The sequence below is a fragment of the Microbacterium sp. NPDC087592 genome (assembly GCF_044743585.1).
Classification (GTDB): domain Bacteria; phylum Actinomycetota; class Actinomycetes; order Actinomycetales; family Microbacteriaceae; genus Microbacterium.
The window spans coordinates 675,098-693,203 of sequence record NZ_JBIUWT010000001.1; the positions used below are offsets into that span (position 1 = coordinate 675,098).

General features: G+C 69.2%; 18 protein-coding genes. 10 read left to right on the forward strand and 8 right to left on the reverse strand.

What is annotated here, in order from left to right; all coding sequences use genetic code 11:
* Positions 1–107: 107 nt before the first annotated feature.
* The 5 genes from thrC to ACIOTO_RS03305 all read right to left on the reverse strand — a co-directional run bounded on the left by thrC (position 108) and on the right by ACIOTO_RS03305 (position 4,987).
* Complete coding sequence (gene thrC / locus ACIOTO_RS03285) at positions 108–1,511, reverse strand: threonine synthase (RefSeq protein WP_372468441.1); 1,404 nt, start codon at positions 1,509–1,511, stop codon at positions 108–110.
* Between the two features lie 89 nt (positions 1,512–1,600).
* Positions 1,601–2,107 carry a methylated-DNA--[protein]-cysteine S-methyltransferase gene (locus tag ACIOTO_RS03290; protein WP_029263808.1) on the reverse strand — a complete coding sequence of 169 codons (507 nt, stop codon included), beginning with the start codon at positions 2,105–2,107 and terminating at the stop codon, positions 1,601–1,603.
* A 91-nt stretch (positions 2,108–2,198) separates the two neighbouring features.
* The gene (locus ACIOTO_RS03295; RefSeq protein WP_400856456.1) at positions 2,199–2,963 is read right to left on the reverse strand and encodes a ribosomal RNA small subunit methyltransferase A; all 765 of its coding nucleotides are present in this window, start codon (positions 2,961–2,963) and stop codon (positions 2,199–2,201) included.
* Between the two features lie 225 nt (positions 2,964–3,188).
* Positions 3,189–3,791 carry a response regulator transcription factor gene (locus ACIOTO_RS03300; protein WP_105711110.1) on the reverse strand — a complete coding sequence of 201 codons (603 nt, stop codon included), beginning with the start codon at positions 3,789–3,791 and terminating at the stop codon, positions 3,189–3,191.
* Complete coding sequence (locus ACIOTO_RS03305; protein WP_400856457.1) at positions 3,788–4,987, reverse strand: sensor histidine kinase; 1,200 nt, start codon at positions 4,985–4,987, stop codon at positions 3,788–3,790. The genes ACIOTO_RS03300 and ACIOTO_RS03305 overlap by 4 nt, the downstream gene beginning before the upstream one ends.
* A 156-nt stretch (positions 4,988–5,143) precedes the next feature.
* Here ACIOTO_RS03305 and ACIOTO_RS03310 point away from each other — a divergent pair, with 156 nt between their 5' ends.
* The 5 genes from ACIOTO_RS03310 (at position 5,144) to ACIOTO_RS03330 (ending at position 8,673) form a co-directional block, all read left to right on the forward strand.
* Positions 5,144–5,686: a small multidrug efflux protein gene (locus ACIOTO_RS03310; RefSeq protein WP_400856459.1), complete on the forward strand. Its 543-nt coding sequence runs from the start codon at positions 5,144–5,146 to the stop codon at positions 5,684–5,686.
* Positions 5,687–5,780: 94 nt separating this feature from the next.
* Positions 5,781–6,119, forward strand: a complete 339-nt coding sequence (locus tag ACIOTO_RS03315) for an ArsR/SmtB family transcription factor (RefSeq protein WP_400856460.1) — start codon at positions 5,781–5,783, stop codon at positions 6,117–6,119.
* Positions 6,119–6,787, forward strand: coding sequence for a cation transporter (locus ACIOTO_RS03320; protein ID WP_400856462.1), 669 nt, complete (start codon positions 6,119–6,121; stop codon positions 6,785–6,787). The genes ACIOTO_RS03315 and ACIOTO_RS03320 overlap by 1 nt, the downstream gene beginning before the upstream one ends.
* Before the next feature lie 34 nt (positions 6,788–6,821).
* Positions 6,822–7,727 (forward strand): SDR family NAD(P)-dependent oxidoreductase, encoded by a 906-nt coding sequence (locus ACIOTO_RS03325; protein WP_400856464.1) that lies wholly within the window; start codon positions 6,822–6,824, stop codon positions 7,725–7,727.
* A gap of 40 nt (positions 7,728–7,767) precedes the next feature.
* A complete protein-coding gene (locus ACIOTO_RS03330) occupies positions 7,768–8,673 on the forward strand; it encodes an arginase family protein (protein ID WP_400856465.1) in 906 nt (301 codons plus the stop codon).
* 18 nt (positions 8,674–8,691) lie between these two features.
* Here ACIOTO_RS03330 and ACIOTO_RS03335 read toward each other — a convergent pair whose 3' ends face one another.
* From ACIOTO_RS03335 to ACIOTO_RS03345, 3 genes are all read right to left on the reverse strand, one after another.
* Positions 8,692–9,972, reverse strand: a complete 1,281-nt coding sequence (locus ACIOTO_RS03335; protein ID WP_400856466.1) for a hemolysin family protein — start codon at positions 9,970–9,972, stop codon at positions 8,692–8,694.
* A 91-nt stretch (positions 9,973–10,063) separates the two neighbouring features.
* A complete protein-coding gene (locus ACIOTO_RS03340) occupies positions 10,064–11,086 on the reverse strand; it encodes a TerC family protein (protein WP_400856468.1) in 1,023 nt (340 codons plus the stop codon).
* 197 nt (positions 11,087–11,283) lie between these two features.
* Positions 11,284–11,934: a GntR family transcriptional regulator gene (locus ACIOTO_RS03345; RefSeq protein ID WP_029273773.1), complete on the reverse strand. Its 651-nt coding sequence runs from the start codon at positions 11,932–11,934 to the stop codon at positions 11,284–11,286.
* Positions 11,935–12,223: 289 nt separating this feature from the next.
* Here ACIOTO_RS03345 and ACIOTO_RS03350 point away from each other — a divergent pair, with 289 nt between their 5' ends.
* The 5 genes from ACIOTO_RS03350 to ACIOTO_RS03370 all read left to right on the forward strand — a co-directional run bounded on the left by ACIOTO_RS03350 (position 12,224) and on the right by ACIOTO_RS03370 (position 18,101).
* Complete coding sequence (locus ACIOTO_RS03350; RefSeq protein WP_400856470.1) at positions 12,224–13,324, forward strand: fatty acid desaturase family protein; 1,101 nt, start codon at positions 12,224–12,226, stop codon at positions 13,322–13,324.
* 83 nt (positions 13,325–13,407) lie between these two features.
* Entirely contained in the window at positions 13,408–14,355 is a 948-nt protein-coding gene (locus ACIOTO_RS03355) for an ABC transporter ATP-binding protein (protein ID WP_400856472.1), read from the forward strand.
* Positions 14,345–15,109 carry an ABC transporter permease gene (locus tag ACIOTO_RS03360; protein ID WP_400856473.1) on the forward strand — a complete coding sequence of 255 codons (765 nt, stop codon included), beginning with the start codon at positions 14,345–14,347 and terminating at the stop codon, positions 15,107–15,109. The genes ACIOTO_RS03355 and ACIOTO_RS03360 overlap by 11 nt, the downstream gene beginning before the upstream one ends.
* Positions 15,106–15,780 carry a TetR/AcrR family transcriptional regulator gene (locus tag ACIOTO_RS03365; protein WP_400856474.1) on the forward strand — a complete coding sequence of 225 codons (675 nt, stop codon included), beginning with the start codon at positions 15,106–15,108 and terminating at the stop codon, positions 15,778–15,780. The genes ACIOTO_RS03360 and ACIOTO_RS03365 overlap by 4 nt, the downstream gene beginning before the upstream one ends.
* Before the next feature lie 53 nt (positions 15,781–15,833).
* A complete protein-coding gene (locus ACIOTO_RS03370) occupies positions 15,834–18,101 on the forward strand; it encodes an FtsX-like permease family protein (RefSeq protein ID WP_400856475.1) in 2,268 nt (755 codons plus the stop codon).
* The last annotated feature ends 5 nt before the right edge of the window (positions 18,102–18,106 follow it).

Genomic DNA, 18,106 nt, shown 5'->3' on the forward strand with positions numbered 1-18,106 from the left:
GCGACAGCTCGCGTGGAGACCCCCGGAAACACCGAAACCCCCTCCTGCCGACAGCGGCACGAGGGGGTCTCGACGTGAAGTGGGGGTCTCGACGACCGCCGCGAAGATCAGTGCAGCGCGTTCGTCTCGATGAAGGCGCGCAGCGCGTGCTCGTCGTCACCCATCTCGGTCACGTGCTGGGGAGCGTCGAGCATCTCCTGGAGCTCGGGCGCATAGCCGAGCTCGACACCGATGGCCTCGTGGATCGTCTCGGCGAACTTCTCCGGCTTGGCCGTCTCGAGCACGAGCATCGGAACACCCGGTTCGACATACTCGCGCGCGACCTTGACGCCGTCGGCCGTGTGCGGGTCGATGACCTCACCCGTCGTCTCGTACACCGAGCGGATCGTCGCCAGCCGGTCAGCGTGCGTCGAGGTGCCGCTGACGATGCCGAACTCCTCGAGGAAGCGCTCCTGATCGGCCGAGAAGTCGAAGTACCCCTGGGCCTCGAGGTCGTCCCAGGCCCCCACGACGCGGGCGGGGTCACGGCCGACGAGTTCGAAGATGAACCGCTCGAGGTTCGACGCCTTGGAGATGTCCATCGAGGGGCTCGAGGTCGCGAGCGTCTGAGCGGCGCTGCGCGGGCGGTAGACGCCGGAGCGGAAGAACTCGTCGAGGACGTTGTTCTCGTTCGCGGCGAGTACCAGGCGACGGATCGGGAGACCCATCTGCTTGGCGAAGAAGCCGGAGAGGATGTTGCCGAAGTTACCGGAGGGCACCGTGAAGGACAGCTCGGTCCAGCCACCGGCATCCGTCGCCCGCAGCCACGCCCAGAAGTAGTAGACGGTCTGCGCCGTGATGCGCGCGAGGTTGATCGAGTTCACCGCGCCCAGGTGCTGTGCGCGCTTGAAGTCCAGATCGCCGGCGAGCTTCTTCACGAGGTTCTGGCAGTCGTCGAAGACGCCCTCGACCGCGATGTTGTGCACGTTCGCGTCGTCGAGAGAGAACATCTGCGCCCGCTGGAACGCACTCATGCGGCCCTGCGGCGACAGCATGAACACCGCGACGCGCTCCTTGCCGCGGAGGGCGTGCTCGGCCGCAGAACCGGTGTCGCCCGAGGTCGCGCCGAGGATGTTGAGCACGGCGTCGTTGCGCTCCAGCGTGTACTCGAGCACCTGTCCGAGGAACTGCATCGCCATGTCCTTGAACGCGAGCGTCGGCCCCTCGGAGAGTCCGACGAGCGTCAGCTCGTCATCGATGGCCCGCAGCGGCACGACGCCGTCGGGGAAGCCGGCGTATGCCGCATCGGTCATCCGCGCGAGATCCGCGCGCGGGATGTCGGTCGCGAACAGCCCGAGCACCTCGGTCGCCAGCTGCGGGTACGTCAGCGCACGCCAGCGCTCGAGCGTTTCGCCGTCGACGGTCGGCATGACCTCGGGCACCGCCAGTCCGCCGTCGGGCGCGAGGCCCTCCAACAGCGTCTCGCTGAACGACTGCGGCTGCATGCCGCCGCGGGTGGAGATGAACTGCACGTTGGCTCCTCGGCTCGGGACTCGGCACGTCCATTCTCGCAGGGTGTTCGTCGGTGAGATGACGGGATGACGGATGCCGCCGCCGCTGTTCAGAACAGCGAGGTCGGCAGAGACCCCTCGTGCTCCAGCAGCCAGCGCTTGGTCTCGAGCCCGCGACCTTCGTCACCGCCCGAGTATCCGCCGAGGCCGTCGCCGGCCACCACCCGATGGCAGGGGACGATCAGGGGGACGGGGTTCGCGCCCATGATCGAACCGATCCCCCGGGCCGGGACGTCGGTACCGCTGCGGGCGGCGAGGCCTCCGTAGGTGATCGTCTCGCCGTGCCCGACCGTCTCGTGGAGGGCTGTGAGCACTGCTCTGGTCGCCACGGTCTGCACGCCGAGGTCGACCGGCACGTCGAAGCGGCGCAGGCTGCCCGCGAAGTAGGCGGCGAGCTGCGCGAGTGCCTCGGCGAGCAGCGGATCAGCAGTCGGGCTGGCCGGGAGCGCGCTGCCCTCAGGCGGAGTGGACCGCCACGTGACGCGGGTGATCGCCACGCTGTCGCTGACCACCCCGATCACCCCGACCGGGGTCGCGAGCGTGGCGAAGGCGGACATGCGTCGAGGCTACCCGGATGCTCCGACATCGGGCTCACGACGACGAGACCGGGCCGTCACGCAGAGGCGTCTGCGAGACGGCCCGGCCTTGTCAGCCGCGGGAGAGGTGCCGCCAGAGCGCGGCCCAGTGCTCCGGACGGAGGTCACGGGGAAGACGCCGGTCGTCGGCGCCGGCCGCCGCGACGGATCGACGCGCACGGGACACGGGCACTCGCGCCGCGGTCGCCACCACCGCAGCGAGGTTCGATCCTCGCCCCGTGAACATCGCCCGCACGAACGCCTCGTACTCCCGGCGGTCGGATGCCGGGACGAGCGGTGAGCCGCGACGGGTGATGGCCAGCACCCCGCCGTCGACGCTCGGCTGCGGCGAGAAGCCCCAGGCCGGAACGCGCCCTTCGAGGGAGAACTCGAACCATGGCGCCGACTGGGCGGTCATCATGGTGCCGCCACCGACACCTGCCCGCTTGCGGGCCACCTCCCACTGCGTCAGCAGGACCGCCTGACTCCACCGACCGCTGGACAGCAGTCGCCGGAGGATGGGTGTCGTTACATGGAACGGGATGTTGCCGACGACCACCTCGGCGTCGAGCGGATGGCGAGTCGCATCCGCTATCTCGATGCGCACGCCGGGCAGCGCCTTTCGCAGACGATGCACCCGATGCTCATCGACGTCGATCGCCGCGAGGGGTCGCTCCAACCTTGCGAGCGAGCGGGTGAGTGCGCCGTCACCGCACCCGAGCTCGAGGATCGAGCCCGAGGTGCGCCCGACGAGGTCGGTGATGCGGGCGAGGGTCGGACGGTGGGTGAGGAAGTTCTGGCCGAGTTCGTGTCGGCCGCCATGGATTGAACGAGGCATGAGTGCGCTCCAGAAGAAGAATCGGAGCACCTCGAAGGAGGGGAGGACGCGAAGAGGCGTCAGAGAGGACTGCCCGTCCCGAGGTGCGATGACATCTCGGTGGACGGCGCGCAGATGCGTGCGGAGAGCGAGCGCGCCGTCAGGCGCGGCGGTCGCGGATCGCGTAGATGCGCCCCATCATGGGCGCAGCGCATATTGTTCCCATGCCTGACAGCATATCGGCCGTCAGATCCATCCGCGCTCCTCGGCGATGAGCACGGCCTGCTGGCGGGTGCCGACGGAGAGCTTTCCGAGGATGACCGAGATGTGGTTGCGCACGGTGCCCGGCGCGAGCGCGAGTGCCCGCGCGATCTGACCGGTCGTCTCGCCCCGGCGTCCGGCGCGCAGCACGTCGAGTTCCCGGTCGGTGAGCGGCGAGCGCTCGTCGCTCAAGGCGTCGGCGGCGATCTCGGGATCCACGTAGCGAGCGCCCGCGGCGACCCGGCGGATGACGGCGGCGACCTCGTCGGCACCGCGGGACTTCGGCAGGAAACCCGAGACGCCGGAGGCGAGCGCGCGACGGAGCACACCGGGTCGCGCATGACGGGTGACGACCACGCAGCGCGTCGCGATCGCCCTGTGCAGCTTCTCGGCGACCTGCACCCCGTCGAGTCCCGGCATCTCGAGGTCGAGCAGGCACACGTCCGGCTGCAGGCGCAGGGCTTCGGCGACGGCCTGCTCGCCGTCGGCGCACTCGGCGACCACCTCGATGTCGGGTTCCAGGCGCAGCAGCGCTGCGAGAGCGGAGCGGATCATCGCCTCGTCATCGGCGAGCAGCACGCGGATCATCGAGCGCCCTCACCCTGCGTCGGCACCGTCACGACCACCACGAACTCGTCGGCGTCACGTCGCACCTCGAGGGAGCCGTGTGCCTCCTCGATCCTGCGGCGCACACCTTCCAGCCCGGAGCCGTCGTGCTCGACCTCGACGCCGGGGACCACATCGTTCGCGATCTCGTACCGCCACGCATCCGCGGTCCTGCGGAGCGCCAGCCGCGCCCGCGCTCCCCCGCCGTGCCGCAGCACGTTCGTCGTCGTCTCCCTGATCACGGGGCCCAGCGCGGATGCCGGAGCGGAATCGGCATCCGCGTCGATGGCGGACTCCACCTCGAGCCCGGCCGCGGTGAGAAGGTCGCGCGCGTTGGCCAGCTCATCCCCCAACGGCACCGAACGGAAGCGGGTCGCGAGGTCCCTGGTCCCCTGGCGCGCCTCATCGACGCTCACCCGGGCGGCACGGAGCTGCTCCATCCCCGCGTCGGGGTCGGTCGGCAGCAGACGCTCCGCGAGTTCCAGCTGCAGCGCGATGACCTGCAGGTGGTGCCCCTGCAGGTCGTGCACATCGGTGGCGACCCGCAGCCGCTCCTGCGTGGCGGCGAGCCTCGCCTCGGATGCGCGGGCGCGGTCGAGCGTGATCAGCACGTCCCACCACCACAGCGAGCTGACCAGCATCACCGGGAAGAAGACGGTGTACACGGCGGGGATCAGGAACGGGTTGTCGTCGGCGACGTCGAGAGCGGAATCCGCGATGCCGAGGAGGATGAGCGCGATCGTCGCCGTGATCACCACCTTGTACCGCACCCCGCGCGGCCAGTTCAGCAGGACGAGCGTCAGCACGAGGGGCATCACTGCGAGCTGCCAACTGCCGACGACGACGCCGGCGACGACCCCGTAGACCAGGGCGACGAGCAACGGCAGCAGCAGACGCATCCAGCGCACGCCCGGTTCGGCGTCCAGTCGGTGCCGGTAGTCGAGCAGCAACGGGATCGTGGACGCGCACCAGAGGATGCCGCCGACGCCGACCACGAGGCCGACGAAACCCTCGAGGTCGTCAGCGAGGGACGTGAGCGTCCACGAAGCGATCAGGGCGAGCTCGAACGCGATCACGGCGGTCACGGTGTACCACCACGTGGCCGTGACGCCGCGGGACAGCTGTCGCGCCCCCGGACTCGGCTCGACGGGGGCGAGGGGCTCGGCGCGGCTGCTCACGCTCCCACGATAGGGCCGTGACAGTTGTCACGGATGCCGCGTGCGATCCACCCGGGAAGCGGTGACGGCCCGACACTGCCGCCACGCCCTCGCGTCGAGTGGACTGGGGTCATCGCAGCGGAGAAACCGTTCGCACCGACATCAGGGAGCACCCCCATGAACCTCATCGAGACCTTCCAGGACCTGGTCGCCCAGGTTCCCGAGCTCGTGCAGCCCCTCATCGTCGCCCTCGCCGGCGCGATCCCCTTCATCGAGGGTGAGGGGGCGGTGAGCATCGGCATCATCGGCGGCATCCCACCCGTGGTCGCCGCGATCGCCGCGATCGTGGGCAACTTCCTGTGCGTCCTGGTGGTGGTGCTGGTGAGTTCGGGGGCCCGGCAGGCCGTCGTGAACCGCTCGCGAGCCAAGGCGGTCGCCCTCGCCGGCGGCGGCACGACGGAAGAGGGTGCGGTGGGCACCGCGGACATCGTGCACAGCACCCCGCGTCGCGAGAAGTTCCAGCGCGCGTTCGAGCGCTACGGCGTCCCGGGAGTCAGCCTGCTCGGCCCTCTCCTGCTGCCGACGCAGTTCACGGCGACGATGCTCGCCGCCTCCGGCGTCGGCAAGGCCCGCATCCTCTTCTGGCAGGCGCTCGCGATCATCGGTTGGACGACCATCGTCGCCGTCATCGTCGGCAGCGCGGTGTACGCGATCCGCTGAGCAGGTCAGGGTGCGGGGGCGTGACATCTCGTCGCGTCCCCGCATTTTTGAGTTCAGCCTGTTCTGAATTCATTGTCTTCTGTACAGTGGTCACGTGACCACCGCCCTCGCCTCCTCCTCCACGCACACGGCCGCCGTTGCTCGCCTCGGGCACGCACTCTCCGACCCCACACGCGCCGGTGTCCTGCTCGCCCTGCGGGAGGGCGCCGCCTATCCCGCCGACCTCGCCGAAGCGCTCGGTGTCTCGCGCCAGGCCATGTCGAACCATCTCGCGTGCCTCCGTGGATGCGGCCTCGTCGAGAGCGTGCCGGACGGCCGCCGCAGCAGCTATCGCCTGGCAGACCGGCACCTCGCACCCGCGCTCGACATGCTCATGCGGGTGACGCTCATCGTGGAGCCGGACTGCTGCTCCGGTGAAGGCTGCACCTGCTGATGACCGCGACACTCACCCTTCCCCGTCGCGAGACTCTGCATCGCCGCATCCGCCTCATCGTCGGCATCACGATCGCCTACAACCTGATCGAGGCGGTCGTCGCGATCGCCGCCGGATCCGTCGCCTCCTCGGCCGCGCTCATCGGGTTCGGCCTGGACTCCACGATCGAGGTCCTGTCTGCGGGCGCGGTCGCCTGGCAGTTCACCCGCCGTGATCCGGAGCGCTGGGAGAAGCCGACCCTGCGCGTCATCGCGGTCGCCTTCTTCGCCCTCGCGGCCTACGTCACCGCGACCTCGGTGGCAGCGCTGGTCATGGTCGAACGTCCGGAGCACAGCACCGTCGGCATCGTCCTGACCGCCGTCAGCGTCGCGGTCATGCCCTTCCTGTCGTTCGCGGAGCGCCGTGCGGGTCGCGAGCTCGGCTCCGCCACCGCCGTCGCGGACTCGAAGCAGACGCTCATCTGCACGTACCTCTCGGCCGCGGTGCTGATCGGGCTGGTCGCGAACTCCCTGCTCGGGTGGTGGTGGGCGGATGCCGTCGCCGGACTGGTCATCGCGGCCTTCGCCGTGCGCGAGGGAATCGAGGCGTGGAGGGGCGACGCCTGCGCGACGTCGGTCGGCATGCTCCTCGAAGACGAAGATGACGAGCACCACGACCACGATCACTGAGGCAGGAGACATCCGCGCGGCCTAGGTTGGGGGAATGGATGCCGCCCCTCCTCTCCCCCGCGACCTCTTCGGGCGCACCATGCTCGTCACCGGCGCGAACGCGGGAATCGGGTACTGGTGCGCAGAGCAGCTCGCCGCGAGGGGTGCGCGGGTTCTGCTCGGATGCCGTTCGCTCGAGCGCGCGGCGACAGCGGTCACGGCGATCCGCGCACAGGTGCCCGACGCCGACCTGCGCGTGCTGCCACTCGACCTCGGCTCCCTCGACAGCGTGACCGAAGCGGCAGCCGACATCGGCGAACGGCTCGACGCGGTCATCTGCAATGCCGGGGTCAAGGCGGCCGACCGCTCGGCCCGCACGAGCGACGGTTTCGACCTCATGGTCGGCACCAACTTCCTCGGTCACTTCGCCCTCGTGGCGCAGCTCGAGTCGAGCCTCGGGCCGGACGCCCGTGTCGTCGCGGTGGGCTCGATCGCCCACCGCTTCGCGACCCTCGACGCGGCGACCCTCGACGCCCCGTGGACCGGCGCTTCGCTCCGGCAATACGGGCGGTCGAAGGCGGCGCTGATGGCCTTCGCGTTCGAACTGTCCCGACGGTGGTCGGACTCCTCCCGCTCGGTTGTCTGTGCACACCCGGGCTATGCGGTCGACCCGCTCACGCCTGCGCGTCCCGGTCTCGCCGAGGTGTCCGGCGTCGTCCGCGCCCTGTCCGCGCCGACCCGCCTGCTCGTGCAGGGCAAGGACGGCGGCGCGCTGCCCGTCGTCCACGCGGCCACGGCCGCAGACGTGAGGAACGGCGACTACTGGGGCCCCGGCGGTCTGCTCGAGTTCCGTGGGGCGCCGGCGCGGGTTGCCGCATCGGACGAGGTGCGCTCCGCGGCGATCGGGTCCGCAGTGTGGGCGGCTGCGGAGCGCATCACCGGGGTGCGCTTCCCTGCCTGATCCCCGCGCGAATGTCCGACCCCCGGTTCAGGATGCAGGCATGATCACGATGCTGTCGGCTCCGTCCAATCTCGGCCTGCGTCCGCCCGAGCCGGGCAGCGTCCCCGGCGCAGCGAAGGCACCGGAGGCTCTGCGCGAGGCTGGCCTGTTCGCCCGGTTCGCCGAGCTCGGGGCGACCGACTCCGGCGTCGTCCTGGCCGGCCGCTACGTCGACGACGATGCCACGAGACCGCCGGGACACGTGCGCAACGAGGGCGCCACGATCGACCATTCGCGGCGTCTGGCGGCACGCATCGGCGCAGCGCTCGACAGGGGCGAGGCTCCGCTCGTGATCGGCGGCGACTGCGCGATCCTGCTCGGCGCAGGTCTCGCGACCGTGCGCCGTGGCGGCATCGGACTGGTGCATGTCGACGGTCACACCGACTTCCGGCATCCGGGCAACAGCGACGAGTGCGCGAGCGTGGCCGGAGAGGCTCTCGCCGCGGCGATCGGCAGGCACTGGCCCGCCGTCGCCGACATCGACGGGCTCGGTCCGTCCTTCGCGGCCGAGCACACGGCGCACATCGGCCACCGCGACGATGACGAAGATCTGCCGGAGGTGCGTGGCGTCCTGGGCGGTGTCTTCTCTTCCGCCGACGTCCTTTCCCTCGGCGCCACCCACGTCGGCGCGAAGGCCGCCGCCGTCGCGGGCTCCGCCTACTGGCTCCAAGTCGACGTCGACGTGCTCGATGCCGCGATCATGCCCGCCGTCGACAGCCCCGACCCCGGCGGGATCGGGGCGGCAGAGCTCACGGCTCTGCTGCGCGAACTCGCACCGGGCGCGGTCGGTGCGTCGATCACGGTGTTCGACCCCGACCTCGATCCCGACGGACGCTATGCCCGCCTGCTGGTCGAGATCCTCACCGAAGGCCTCAGCGAACTCGGCAGCCGCGTGCAGCAGTACTGAGCCCGGACGATCTCGCGGTCAGACCTGCGGCTCCACGACCGGCTCGAGCGTGACCCGCACACGCGAGATCCGACGTCGATCGAGCTCCGCCACCTGGATCGTCGCGCCCGGAACCTCGACCGTGTCGCCGACGACGGCGAGTCGCCCCAGCTGCTCCGTCACGAATCCGGCGATGGTGTCGGAAGAGCCGCGGGGCATTGCCAGGCCTGTGGCCTCCTCGAAGTCCTGCAGGTTGAGTCGCCCGTCGAGTCCGTCGTCGGCGGAGATGAACACCTCGGCGTCGTACTCGTCGAAGATCTCGCCGACCACCTCCTCCACGAGGTCTTCCAGGGTGACGAGGCCGTCGGTGCCGCCGTACTCGTCGACCACGACGGCGATGTGGTGCCCTTCCGCACGCATCCGGGTCAGGGTCGGCAGCACACGCGCGGATGAGGGGATGTACGGGATCTCGCGCATGAGCGCGCGCAGCGGCCGCGTCGGATCGTCGGACGCGGCCTCGAACAGATCACGGACGTGCACGAACCCGGTGATGTCGTCGATCGAGGTCTCCGAGACGGGGTAGCGCGAGAACGGAAGATCACGCACCTGCGCCATCACCTCGCCGACGCTCGCGGCCTCGTCGAGGGCGACGACCTCCGGGCGCGGGCGCATGACCTCGCTGACCTGCCGCCCCCGCAGGGAGAGCACGTCGTCGAGGATGCGTCGCTCGTCATCCGGCAGCCCCTGATGGCTGGCCACGATGTCGCGCACCTCCTCATCGGTCATCTCGTCGCTCGTCTTGTGCGGGTCTCCGCCGAGCAGCCGGACGAGGGCGTTCGTCGACACCGAGAGCAGCCAGATCACCGGACGCATGACCGTGGCGAAGCCGTTGAGAGCGGGCGCGACCGCGTAGGCGAACTGCGCGTTGCGCTGGATCGCGAGGCGCTTGGGCACGAGCTCTCCGAGCACGAGCGACAGGTAGGCGATCACGAGCGTGAGCACGAGTGTCGCGACCGTGAGCGCGAGCGCGGGGGCCAGCCCCCACGACTCGAGCACGGGCGCCAGGGACGGCGCGATCGATGTCGCACCGTACGCCGCCGAGGCGAACCCGGCGACGGTCACACCGATCTGCACCGCCGAGAGGAAGGTGTTGGGGTTGCGGGCGAGGGCCGCGACCTTCGCCCCGCGGCGCCCGCGTTGACCGATCGCGTTGATCTGGCTCTCGCGCAGCGTGACGAGTGCCATCTCGGTGGCGGCGAAGACACCGCCGATGAGCACGAACGCGAAGACGAGGGCGATGTTCCAGAGGAGGTCGCCCATCAGCGGGCCGCCTCGTCTGTGGTGGGGTGAGCGCCCGGGATGAACCGGGCGCTCGTACTGTCGGAGTCCGAAGAGTCAGAACAGTGCGCGCTCAAGAATGCTCCTTGTGGGTGATGGCGGGGGTGGTGTCGGTAGAAGCGGTGACGGCATCCGGGGCACGACGGGTCTTGATGAGGCTCGCCGCCGTGGCCACCGCGATGGTCAGGCCGATGAACAGCAGCGAGAACCAGATCGGGATCTCGGGTGCCCACTCGACGCCCTGGCCGCCGTTGATGAACGGCAGCTCGTTGACGTGCAGCGCGTGCAGGACGAGCTTGACGCCGATGAACCCGAGGATGATCGCGAGCCCCTGGGCCAGGTAGACGAGCCGCTCGAGCAGGCCGCCGATGAGGAAGTAGAGCTGTCGGAGGCCCATGAGCGCGAAGGCGTTGGCGGTGAAGACGATGTACGCCTGGTCAGTGAGACCGTAGATCGCGGGGATCGAGTCGACGGCGAACACCAGGTCGATGAACCCGATCGCGATGATCGTGAGCAGCATCGGCGTGACGAAGCGCTTGCCGTTCTTGACGACGGTCAGCTTGTCGCCGTTGTACTCGTCGCTGACGGGCAGGTGTCGACGGACGAACGTCATGAAGCGCCCGTTCGCGGGGTTGCTCTCGTGGTTGCTGAACGCCTGACGGTAGGCGAGCACGAGGAGCAGTGCGCCGAACAGGTAGAAGATCCACGAGAAGTTCTCGATGAGAGTCGCGCCGACGGCGATGAAGATGCCGCGCAGGATCAGCGCGATCACGATGCCGATCATCAGAACCTTCTGCTGATAGATCTTCGGCACGGCGAAGCCGGTCATCACGATGAGGAAGACGAACAGGTTGTCGATCGACAGCGCCTTCTCAGTCAGATAACCGGCGAAGTACTCACCGCCGAACGTCCAGCCGGAGAAGACGCCGATGCCGACGCCGAACAGCAGCGCGAGGCTGATGTAGAAGATCGACCAGCGCGCCGACTCCGCGATCGTCGGCTCGTGAGGTGTGCGCACGTGCGCGAAGAACTCATAGACGAAGAACGCGATCGTGACCGCGATCGTGATGATCCAGATCAGGGGGGTGATGTCCAAACGGGCTCCAGACTTCGGGGTACGACTGCACCGCCAAAGTCTTCTCCATTCCTGAACAGGAACCGGTGGCCCGGGATGCGACGTGCATCCGTAATGACGACCCGACCGTATCGGAGTACTCCCCTTGGGATCTCCAGGCTAGAAGACGACCCTTTGCGATTCCTGTGGGTTCGCCTGGAATGCCGGCACCGGTGGACTCAGTCCTCGTCGATGATGTCCACACCCGCGACTTCGGCACGGTCGATCGTCGCGGGGAGCACGTCGTCGAAGAGCGTGACGAGCACTGCTCGGGTCTGGACCGCATCGCGCGCGTTGATCGCTTCGCGCATGGCGACGGTGAAGGCCTCGATCTTGTCCCACTCGAAAGCGTCCCGCGAGTGCTCGCCGAAGCGCCGGATCTGCGGTCCGAGACGTTCGATGATGACCGCTCGCGCAGCGTTGCCCTCGATGCGGGCGAAGCCGGTGGCGATGGCGCGCAGCGCAGTCCCGAAGCCCGTCACGTCACGTGACTTCACCGACCGCGACATGTCGTCGGCGAGATCCGTGAGGTACGCGACGTCGTCATCCTGGATCACCGGCATGACGTGGCGTACGGAGCCGATCCAGATGTCGCCGAAGAGGTCGACGGCGTTGCGGACCCGATCGAGGTCGATCGGCGCGACTCGCGTGTAGCGGTTGCGCTGCATCTCGACCAGGCCGTGATCGGCCAAGCGGTCCAGCGCGTGGCGGATCGGCGTCTTCGAGGTGCCGAGACGCTCCGCGAGCTCGTAGTCCCGCAGACGCTCACCGGGGCGCAGCTCGCCGCTGATGATCGCTTCCTGCAACCGGGCATATGCCTCGTCACTCATGGATCTGCGCTCGAGGGGTCCACCTGAGAGTGCCAATTTTCCTCCACTCGAACGGAAAGCGACGTAGAGCCTGAAGTTCTACCTACCATGCAATGTATCGCATCCCAGAGGCCGACGACCGTGGAAACCGCCGTGAGGGGCGTCCGCCGTCTGAGAACGCACGCAGGTTCGCGGCGTAGCCTGGCGTCGAACCCACCAGCGAGGGCCGCTTCCGACGACGACCGGGGATCGCTGAGGCTCGGGTCGCAGAACGCGCCGCCGCAGAGGTCGGCGTGGAGAAGAGGTCATCATGGACGGCATCCGTCCGACCATCCGCACTCGCCCGCCCGACGGCGCTCCACGCACATCGAGCGCGTTCACCGAACTCGCGCAGCAGGTCCGCGGACGCGGACTGCTCCACCGTCGGTACGGCTACTACTGGACCAAGCTCATCGCCGCGCCGCTCGTCCTGGGCGTCTGCCTCCTCGCCTTCGTCTGGATCGGCGACACCTGGTGGCAGCTGTTCACAGCCGCCGTTCTGGCGATCGTGTTCACGCAGATCGCCTTCCTCGGGCACGACGCGGCACATCGGCAGATCTTCGTGTCCGGGCGCTGGAACGACTGGATCAGCCTGATCCTCGGCGACCTCCTCGTCGGCATGAGTTACGGGTGGTGGCAGCACAAGCACACCCGCCATCACGCGAACCCGAACAAGCTGGGGTCCGACCCCGACATCGAGCTCCCGGTCATCGCCGTCTCCCCCGAGGCCGCAGCCCGGCACAACGGACCGGTCATCACCTGGCTGCGCGGACACCAGGGGGTGCTGTTCTTCCCGATCCTGCTACTGGAGGGTCTGTCGCTGCACGCCTCGAGCGTGCGGCGCATGTTCGCGCGCGGGCGACTGGAACGGCGGTGGGCGGAGATCGCCTTCCTGAGCATCCGCATGATCGGCTACCTGGTGCTGGTTTTCCTCGTGCTCTCCCCCGGCATCGCGTTCGTCTTCCTCGCGGTGCAGCTGGGGCTGTTTGGCTTCTACATGGGCATCGCCTTCGCGCCCAATCACAAGGGGATGCCGGTGGTACCGAGGGAGATGACCCTCGACTTCCTCCGCCGGCAGGTGCTGATGAGTCGCAACGTCCGCGGCAGCCGCTTCCTCGACATCGCGATGGGCGGCCTGAACTATCAGGTCGAGCACCACCTGTTCCCGTCGATGCCGCGCCCACACCTTCGGCGCGCCGCACCCCTCATCGCCGAGTACTGCCGGGCCCACGGAGTGCCCTACACCCAGGTGGGCCTCTTCGCCTCGTACGCGATCGTGGTGCGCTACATCAACCGCGTCGGACTCGGCGAGCGCGACGTGTTCGCCTGCCCGCTCGTGGAGCAGCGCAGTCTCGGGGCGGCGGTCGGGTGATTCGCTGACCCTGCCCGCGTTCGACGCGTCCGCTCCCACCCCTTCGTCAGTTAGTCTACGATGTAGATCTACGAAGGGGAATCATGAGCGACACACGATTGCGGTTGAACGGCATCCGGCGATCCTTCGGCGAGCGTGCGGTGCTCTCCGGCGTCGATCTCGTCCTGCCCGCGGGTGAGATCCTCGGCCTCCTCGGCCCCAACGGCGCAGGCAAGTCCACCCTGATCGCCATCGCCAACGGGTCGCTGGCACCCGATTCCGGGTCGGTCACCGTCGACGGCATCGACCTCGCCTCCCGCCGGGAGGCCGCCGCCGCCCTGATCGGCAGCGCGCCGCAACGTCTCGGCATCTACCCCTCCCTCACCGTGCGCGAGAACGTCGCGGGGTTCGCTCGCCTTCACGGCGTGCGCGGGCGTGAGCTGCGCGCACGATGCGCGGCGGTGATCGAGGGACTGGGGCTGACGAAGAGCACCGGCATCCGCGCCGAGCAGCTCAGCGGCGGCCAGCAGCGCAGACTGCACCTCGCGATGGCGCTCACGCACTCCCCGCGCCTGTTGTTCCTCGACGAGCCGACCGTCGGTGCCGACGTGGGATCGCGCCAGCAGATCCTCGATCTGGTGCGCCGCATCGCCGACGACGGAGCATCCGTGCTCTACACCACCCACTACCTCACCGAGCTCGAGCAGCTCCCGTCACGGCTCACTCTCCTGCACGACGGCGTGCTGCGAGACCTCGGAGAGGTCAGCGAGGTGGTGAGGTCGCAGGGCGACGGCGTGCGCGTGCGCCTGCAGCCGAGTACTCAGCCGCCGGCCGGTTGGGTGCGCGAGGGCGACTGGCTCGTGAGCGGATCGACGGGCACCAGCGCGGGTGAGCTGCTCGCCGAGCTGATCGCGCGTCTCGGCGTGAGCGCGAGCGCGATCATCGATGTGCGGTTCCCTCGCCCGACCCTCGAAAGCGCGTACGTGCGCCTGCTCCGCGAGCAGGCGACGCCGACACTCGACGACGCGGAGGTGCACGGTGTTGCGGCATAGTCTCGCCGTCGCAGCGATCGACGCACGGATCCTGTGGCGCGACCCGTCTCCGGTCGTGGTCATGACGGTGATCCCGCTCGTGTTCGTCCCGTTCTTCGTTCCCGGTGCGCGGGGGCAGCTCGCCGCCGCCGGTTACGCCTCCGCGTCCGGTGTCGAGTACGCCGTCCCCGGCCTGGCCGTGCTGTTCGCCCTCCTGTGCGTCCAGCAGGTCGTCACGGCGTTCTTCCGTGATCATCAGTGGGGCACGTGGGACCGGCTGCGGACATCACCGGCCCGCAGCGTCGACCTCCTCCTCGGCAAGTCATTGACGGCATTCGCCGCGCAGCTGCTGCAGTTCGTCGCGGTGCTCCTCGGCGGCGCGCTCCTCTTCGGATACCGCCCCAACGGCTCCGTACTCGGACTGGTCCTGGTGCTCGTGGCGTTCTCCTCGGCGATGATCGGCTTCGGACTGCTCCTGGTGTCGGCATCCCGATCCCTCGAGCTCGCACTGGTCATCGGCAACGTGCTCGCCATGCTCATGGCGGGGATCGGCGGCGCGTTCGGGCCGGTCGAGTCGCTGCCGACCTGGATGCAGACCATCGCTCCGGCGTCGCCCGCATACTGGGCACTGCAGGCCATGCGGTCGCTCACCCTGGATCATGCCGGAGCGCTCGACGCGCTCGGCCCGTCGATGGCACTCTTCGGCTTCGCTGCGGGCTTCGTCCTGCTCGCCGTCGCACTGCTCGCCCTGCGCAGGCGGAAAGGAATCTCATGATGACACCTCGACCGGAGCGGATCTCCCGCGCCGACGTACTGTCGGCAGCGCTCGAGTTGATCGACGCCGACGGTCTGGATCAGCTCACCATGCGCCGCCTGGGCACCGCGCTCGGGGCGGACCCGATGACCGCCTATCGGCACTTCGCCGGGAAGTCGGACCTCGCCGCCGCGCTCGCCGACGAGTTCTGGACAGGACTCTCGCTTCCCTCCACCTCCGGGGTGCCCGACTGGCGCGCCTACGCGCACGAACTGATGCGGGCCATCCGCGCCGAGCTCGCCGCGCATTCCGGACTCATCCCGATCGTCGCGACGCATCCGATCACCTCACCGGCGGCGCTCGCCGTGGCCGACGAGGCCATCGGCATCCTGCTCGACCTCGGGGCTCCGGTCGACCCGGCCCTCGGCGACCTCGTCAACGTGCTCGTGATGATCACCGTCGCCTCGGCGATGGGAGAGTTCAGCGCTCCTGCGGGGTCGGAGTCCACCGCTGCGGAGACGGCCGAGGCGGAGGGCGAGCACGACGACACCGAGGCAGCACTGCTCTCGCGGCTGCCCCACCTCGGCCGGATCATCGCCGCTGGGTGGGCCCCGTCGGCCGAACGGCAGTTCGAGGCGGGCATCGGCGCCATCCTGCACGGCTGGCCGTTCGCCCTCCCCCCGGCATCGTGAGGGCGGCCTCGACCGCGTGGCGGATGGCATTCGCACGCATCCGTGGGAATCCCGTGAGCAGCGTCTCGCTGATCCTGCTGATGGCGATCAGCTCCGCCACCGCCGGCGCGGGTGTCGCCACCCTCGTCTCGACGATCGGGGCGACGGAGCGGCTCTTCGCGCTCGCGGAAGCGCCGGACGCCGTGCAGATGCACGTCGGTCCGCTGGAGACCTCATCGCTGGATTCCTTCGCCGCGACGCAGCAGGACATCGTCGACGACCACCAGGTGCAGGATGCGCTCCAGCTCGACAATCAGGACCTTCGGATGCACGGGATGTCGGATGCCGCGCGCGACGGTGTGATGGACCTCCTGCTGGTCACGCAGAGCCCTCGATTCGACTTCCTCCTCGGACCCGATGGCACGCCGACGAACGTCCGCGACGGCGAGATCGCCGTGCCCGGCTACTACGCCGACGCCTACGACCTCGTGCGCGGTGACACGGTCGAGGTCGCTGCGCAGGGCGACGTGCAGACGTTCACGGTCGCCGACATCGTCAGCGACGCCCAGATGGGGCCGAGTCTGGTCAACTCGAAGCGGTTCGTGGTGTCCGAAGGGGATTGGAACGACCTCGCCGAACGGCTCCCCGTGGAGCACATCCTCACCTTCCGCCTGGTCGACGACGCAGGAGATCGATTCGCGGAGGCCTACCGTCTGGCCGGACTCCCGGCCAACGGTGCTGCCGTCGACGGGAGCCTGCTGCGTCTGATCGCCGCGCTGACCGATGGTCTGGTCGCCATTCTCACCATCCTGGTGAGCATCGTCCTGCTCGCCATCACGCTGCTGTGTCTGCGGATCATGGTCCTCACCGCCCTCGAACAGGACGCCCGTCGGATCGGTGTGATGCGGGCGATCGGCTTCTCGCACCGCGAGGTCTCCTCGACCCTGCTCCTCGGATACGCCGTGCAGTCGGGTGTCGCGGTGCTGGTCGCCCTGCTCCTGGTCTTCCCTGCATCCGCGCTTCTGCGGGGCGGCGACGTCGCCCTTTCGAGCGGGCACGGGAGCACCGGGACGATCGTGATGCTGGTGGCCGTCGTGGTCGCGTCCGCGATCCCGACCGCGCTCGCGGCGCAGCTGATGCGCCGGGTGCGGCGCATCAGCCCGCTGCTCGCCCTGAACAGGCCCGGAGTGTCGGTGCAGAACCGACGTCGTCCGCGTGCGCTGCGTGGGGATCTTCCGATTCCGGTCAGCATCCGCCTCGCCATCCGCGGCCTCACCACGCGGGGCACCACCGCCGTGCTGCTGATCGTCATGGTCGGCTTCGCGGTCGCGCTGGCGGCCCTGCCCCAGCGCGTGACCCAGACGATCGCGGCGCCCGACTTCATCACCACCATGGGCGTCGGCCAGAGCGACCTCCGTGCCTTCGTCCGCGAGGGTGCGGAAGCCGGCGCGGGCGACGCGCTCGAGCGCTCTCTGCACGACGACCCCGACATCGCGCGGTTCGCGAAGGTGACCAGTTTCCGGGTCGCGCTCATCGGCGCTGACCACACCGATGACGTCGCCCTGGAAGTGGGCGATACCGCGGCCTTTCCCCTCGCCTATGCCCGTGGCGAAGCGCCCGCAGGGCCCGGGGAGCTGGCGCTGTCGACCCTCGCTGCGCAGACGGCCGGAGTGGATGTCGGCCAGTCCGTCCAGGTGGATTCGGCCGGTTCGACCCATCGATACCGCATCACAGGCCTGTATCACGACATCACCAACGGTGGCCGATCGGGGAAAGCCGTCGAGCTGCCCGGTGGTGACGGCATCCCCCTGTGGCAGACGTTCATGGTCGACCTCCGAGACGGCGTCGACCAGGGCGGGAAAGCCTCGGCACTCGCGCTCGACCACCCGTCGGCGTCGTTCACCGAGCTGGACCGGTTCGTCCACTACACGCTCGGCGACACGGTCGAGCGACTGAAGACGGCATCGATGATCGCCGGGGCGGCCGCCGCAGTGGTGATGCTCCTGGTGTTCGCTCTCCGCGGGCGACTCGAGGCGACGCGCGACGAGTCCGATCTGCGTCTGCTGCGGCTCCTCGGATGGTCTCGCGGCGAACTGCGCATGATCACCCTGTTCCGGGCGATGAGCGTCGCCGGGGCGGGTCTTCTCCTCGGGTGGATCGCGACGGAGTCGCTCGGGCCGGGAGTTCTCGGTGCCACCCTCTCCTCGTTCGGCGGAGGCGCCACCGACCTCGTCGCAGCCAACGGCTGGAGCCTGATCACCGGCCCCGTGGTGGCGGCTGCCGCCGTGGTCGGCGGCCTCATCGCCTCAGCCCACAGCCCCGCACTCCTCAACGAAAGCTGACCGAC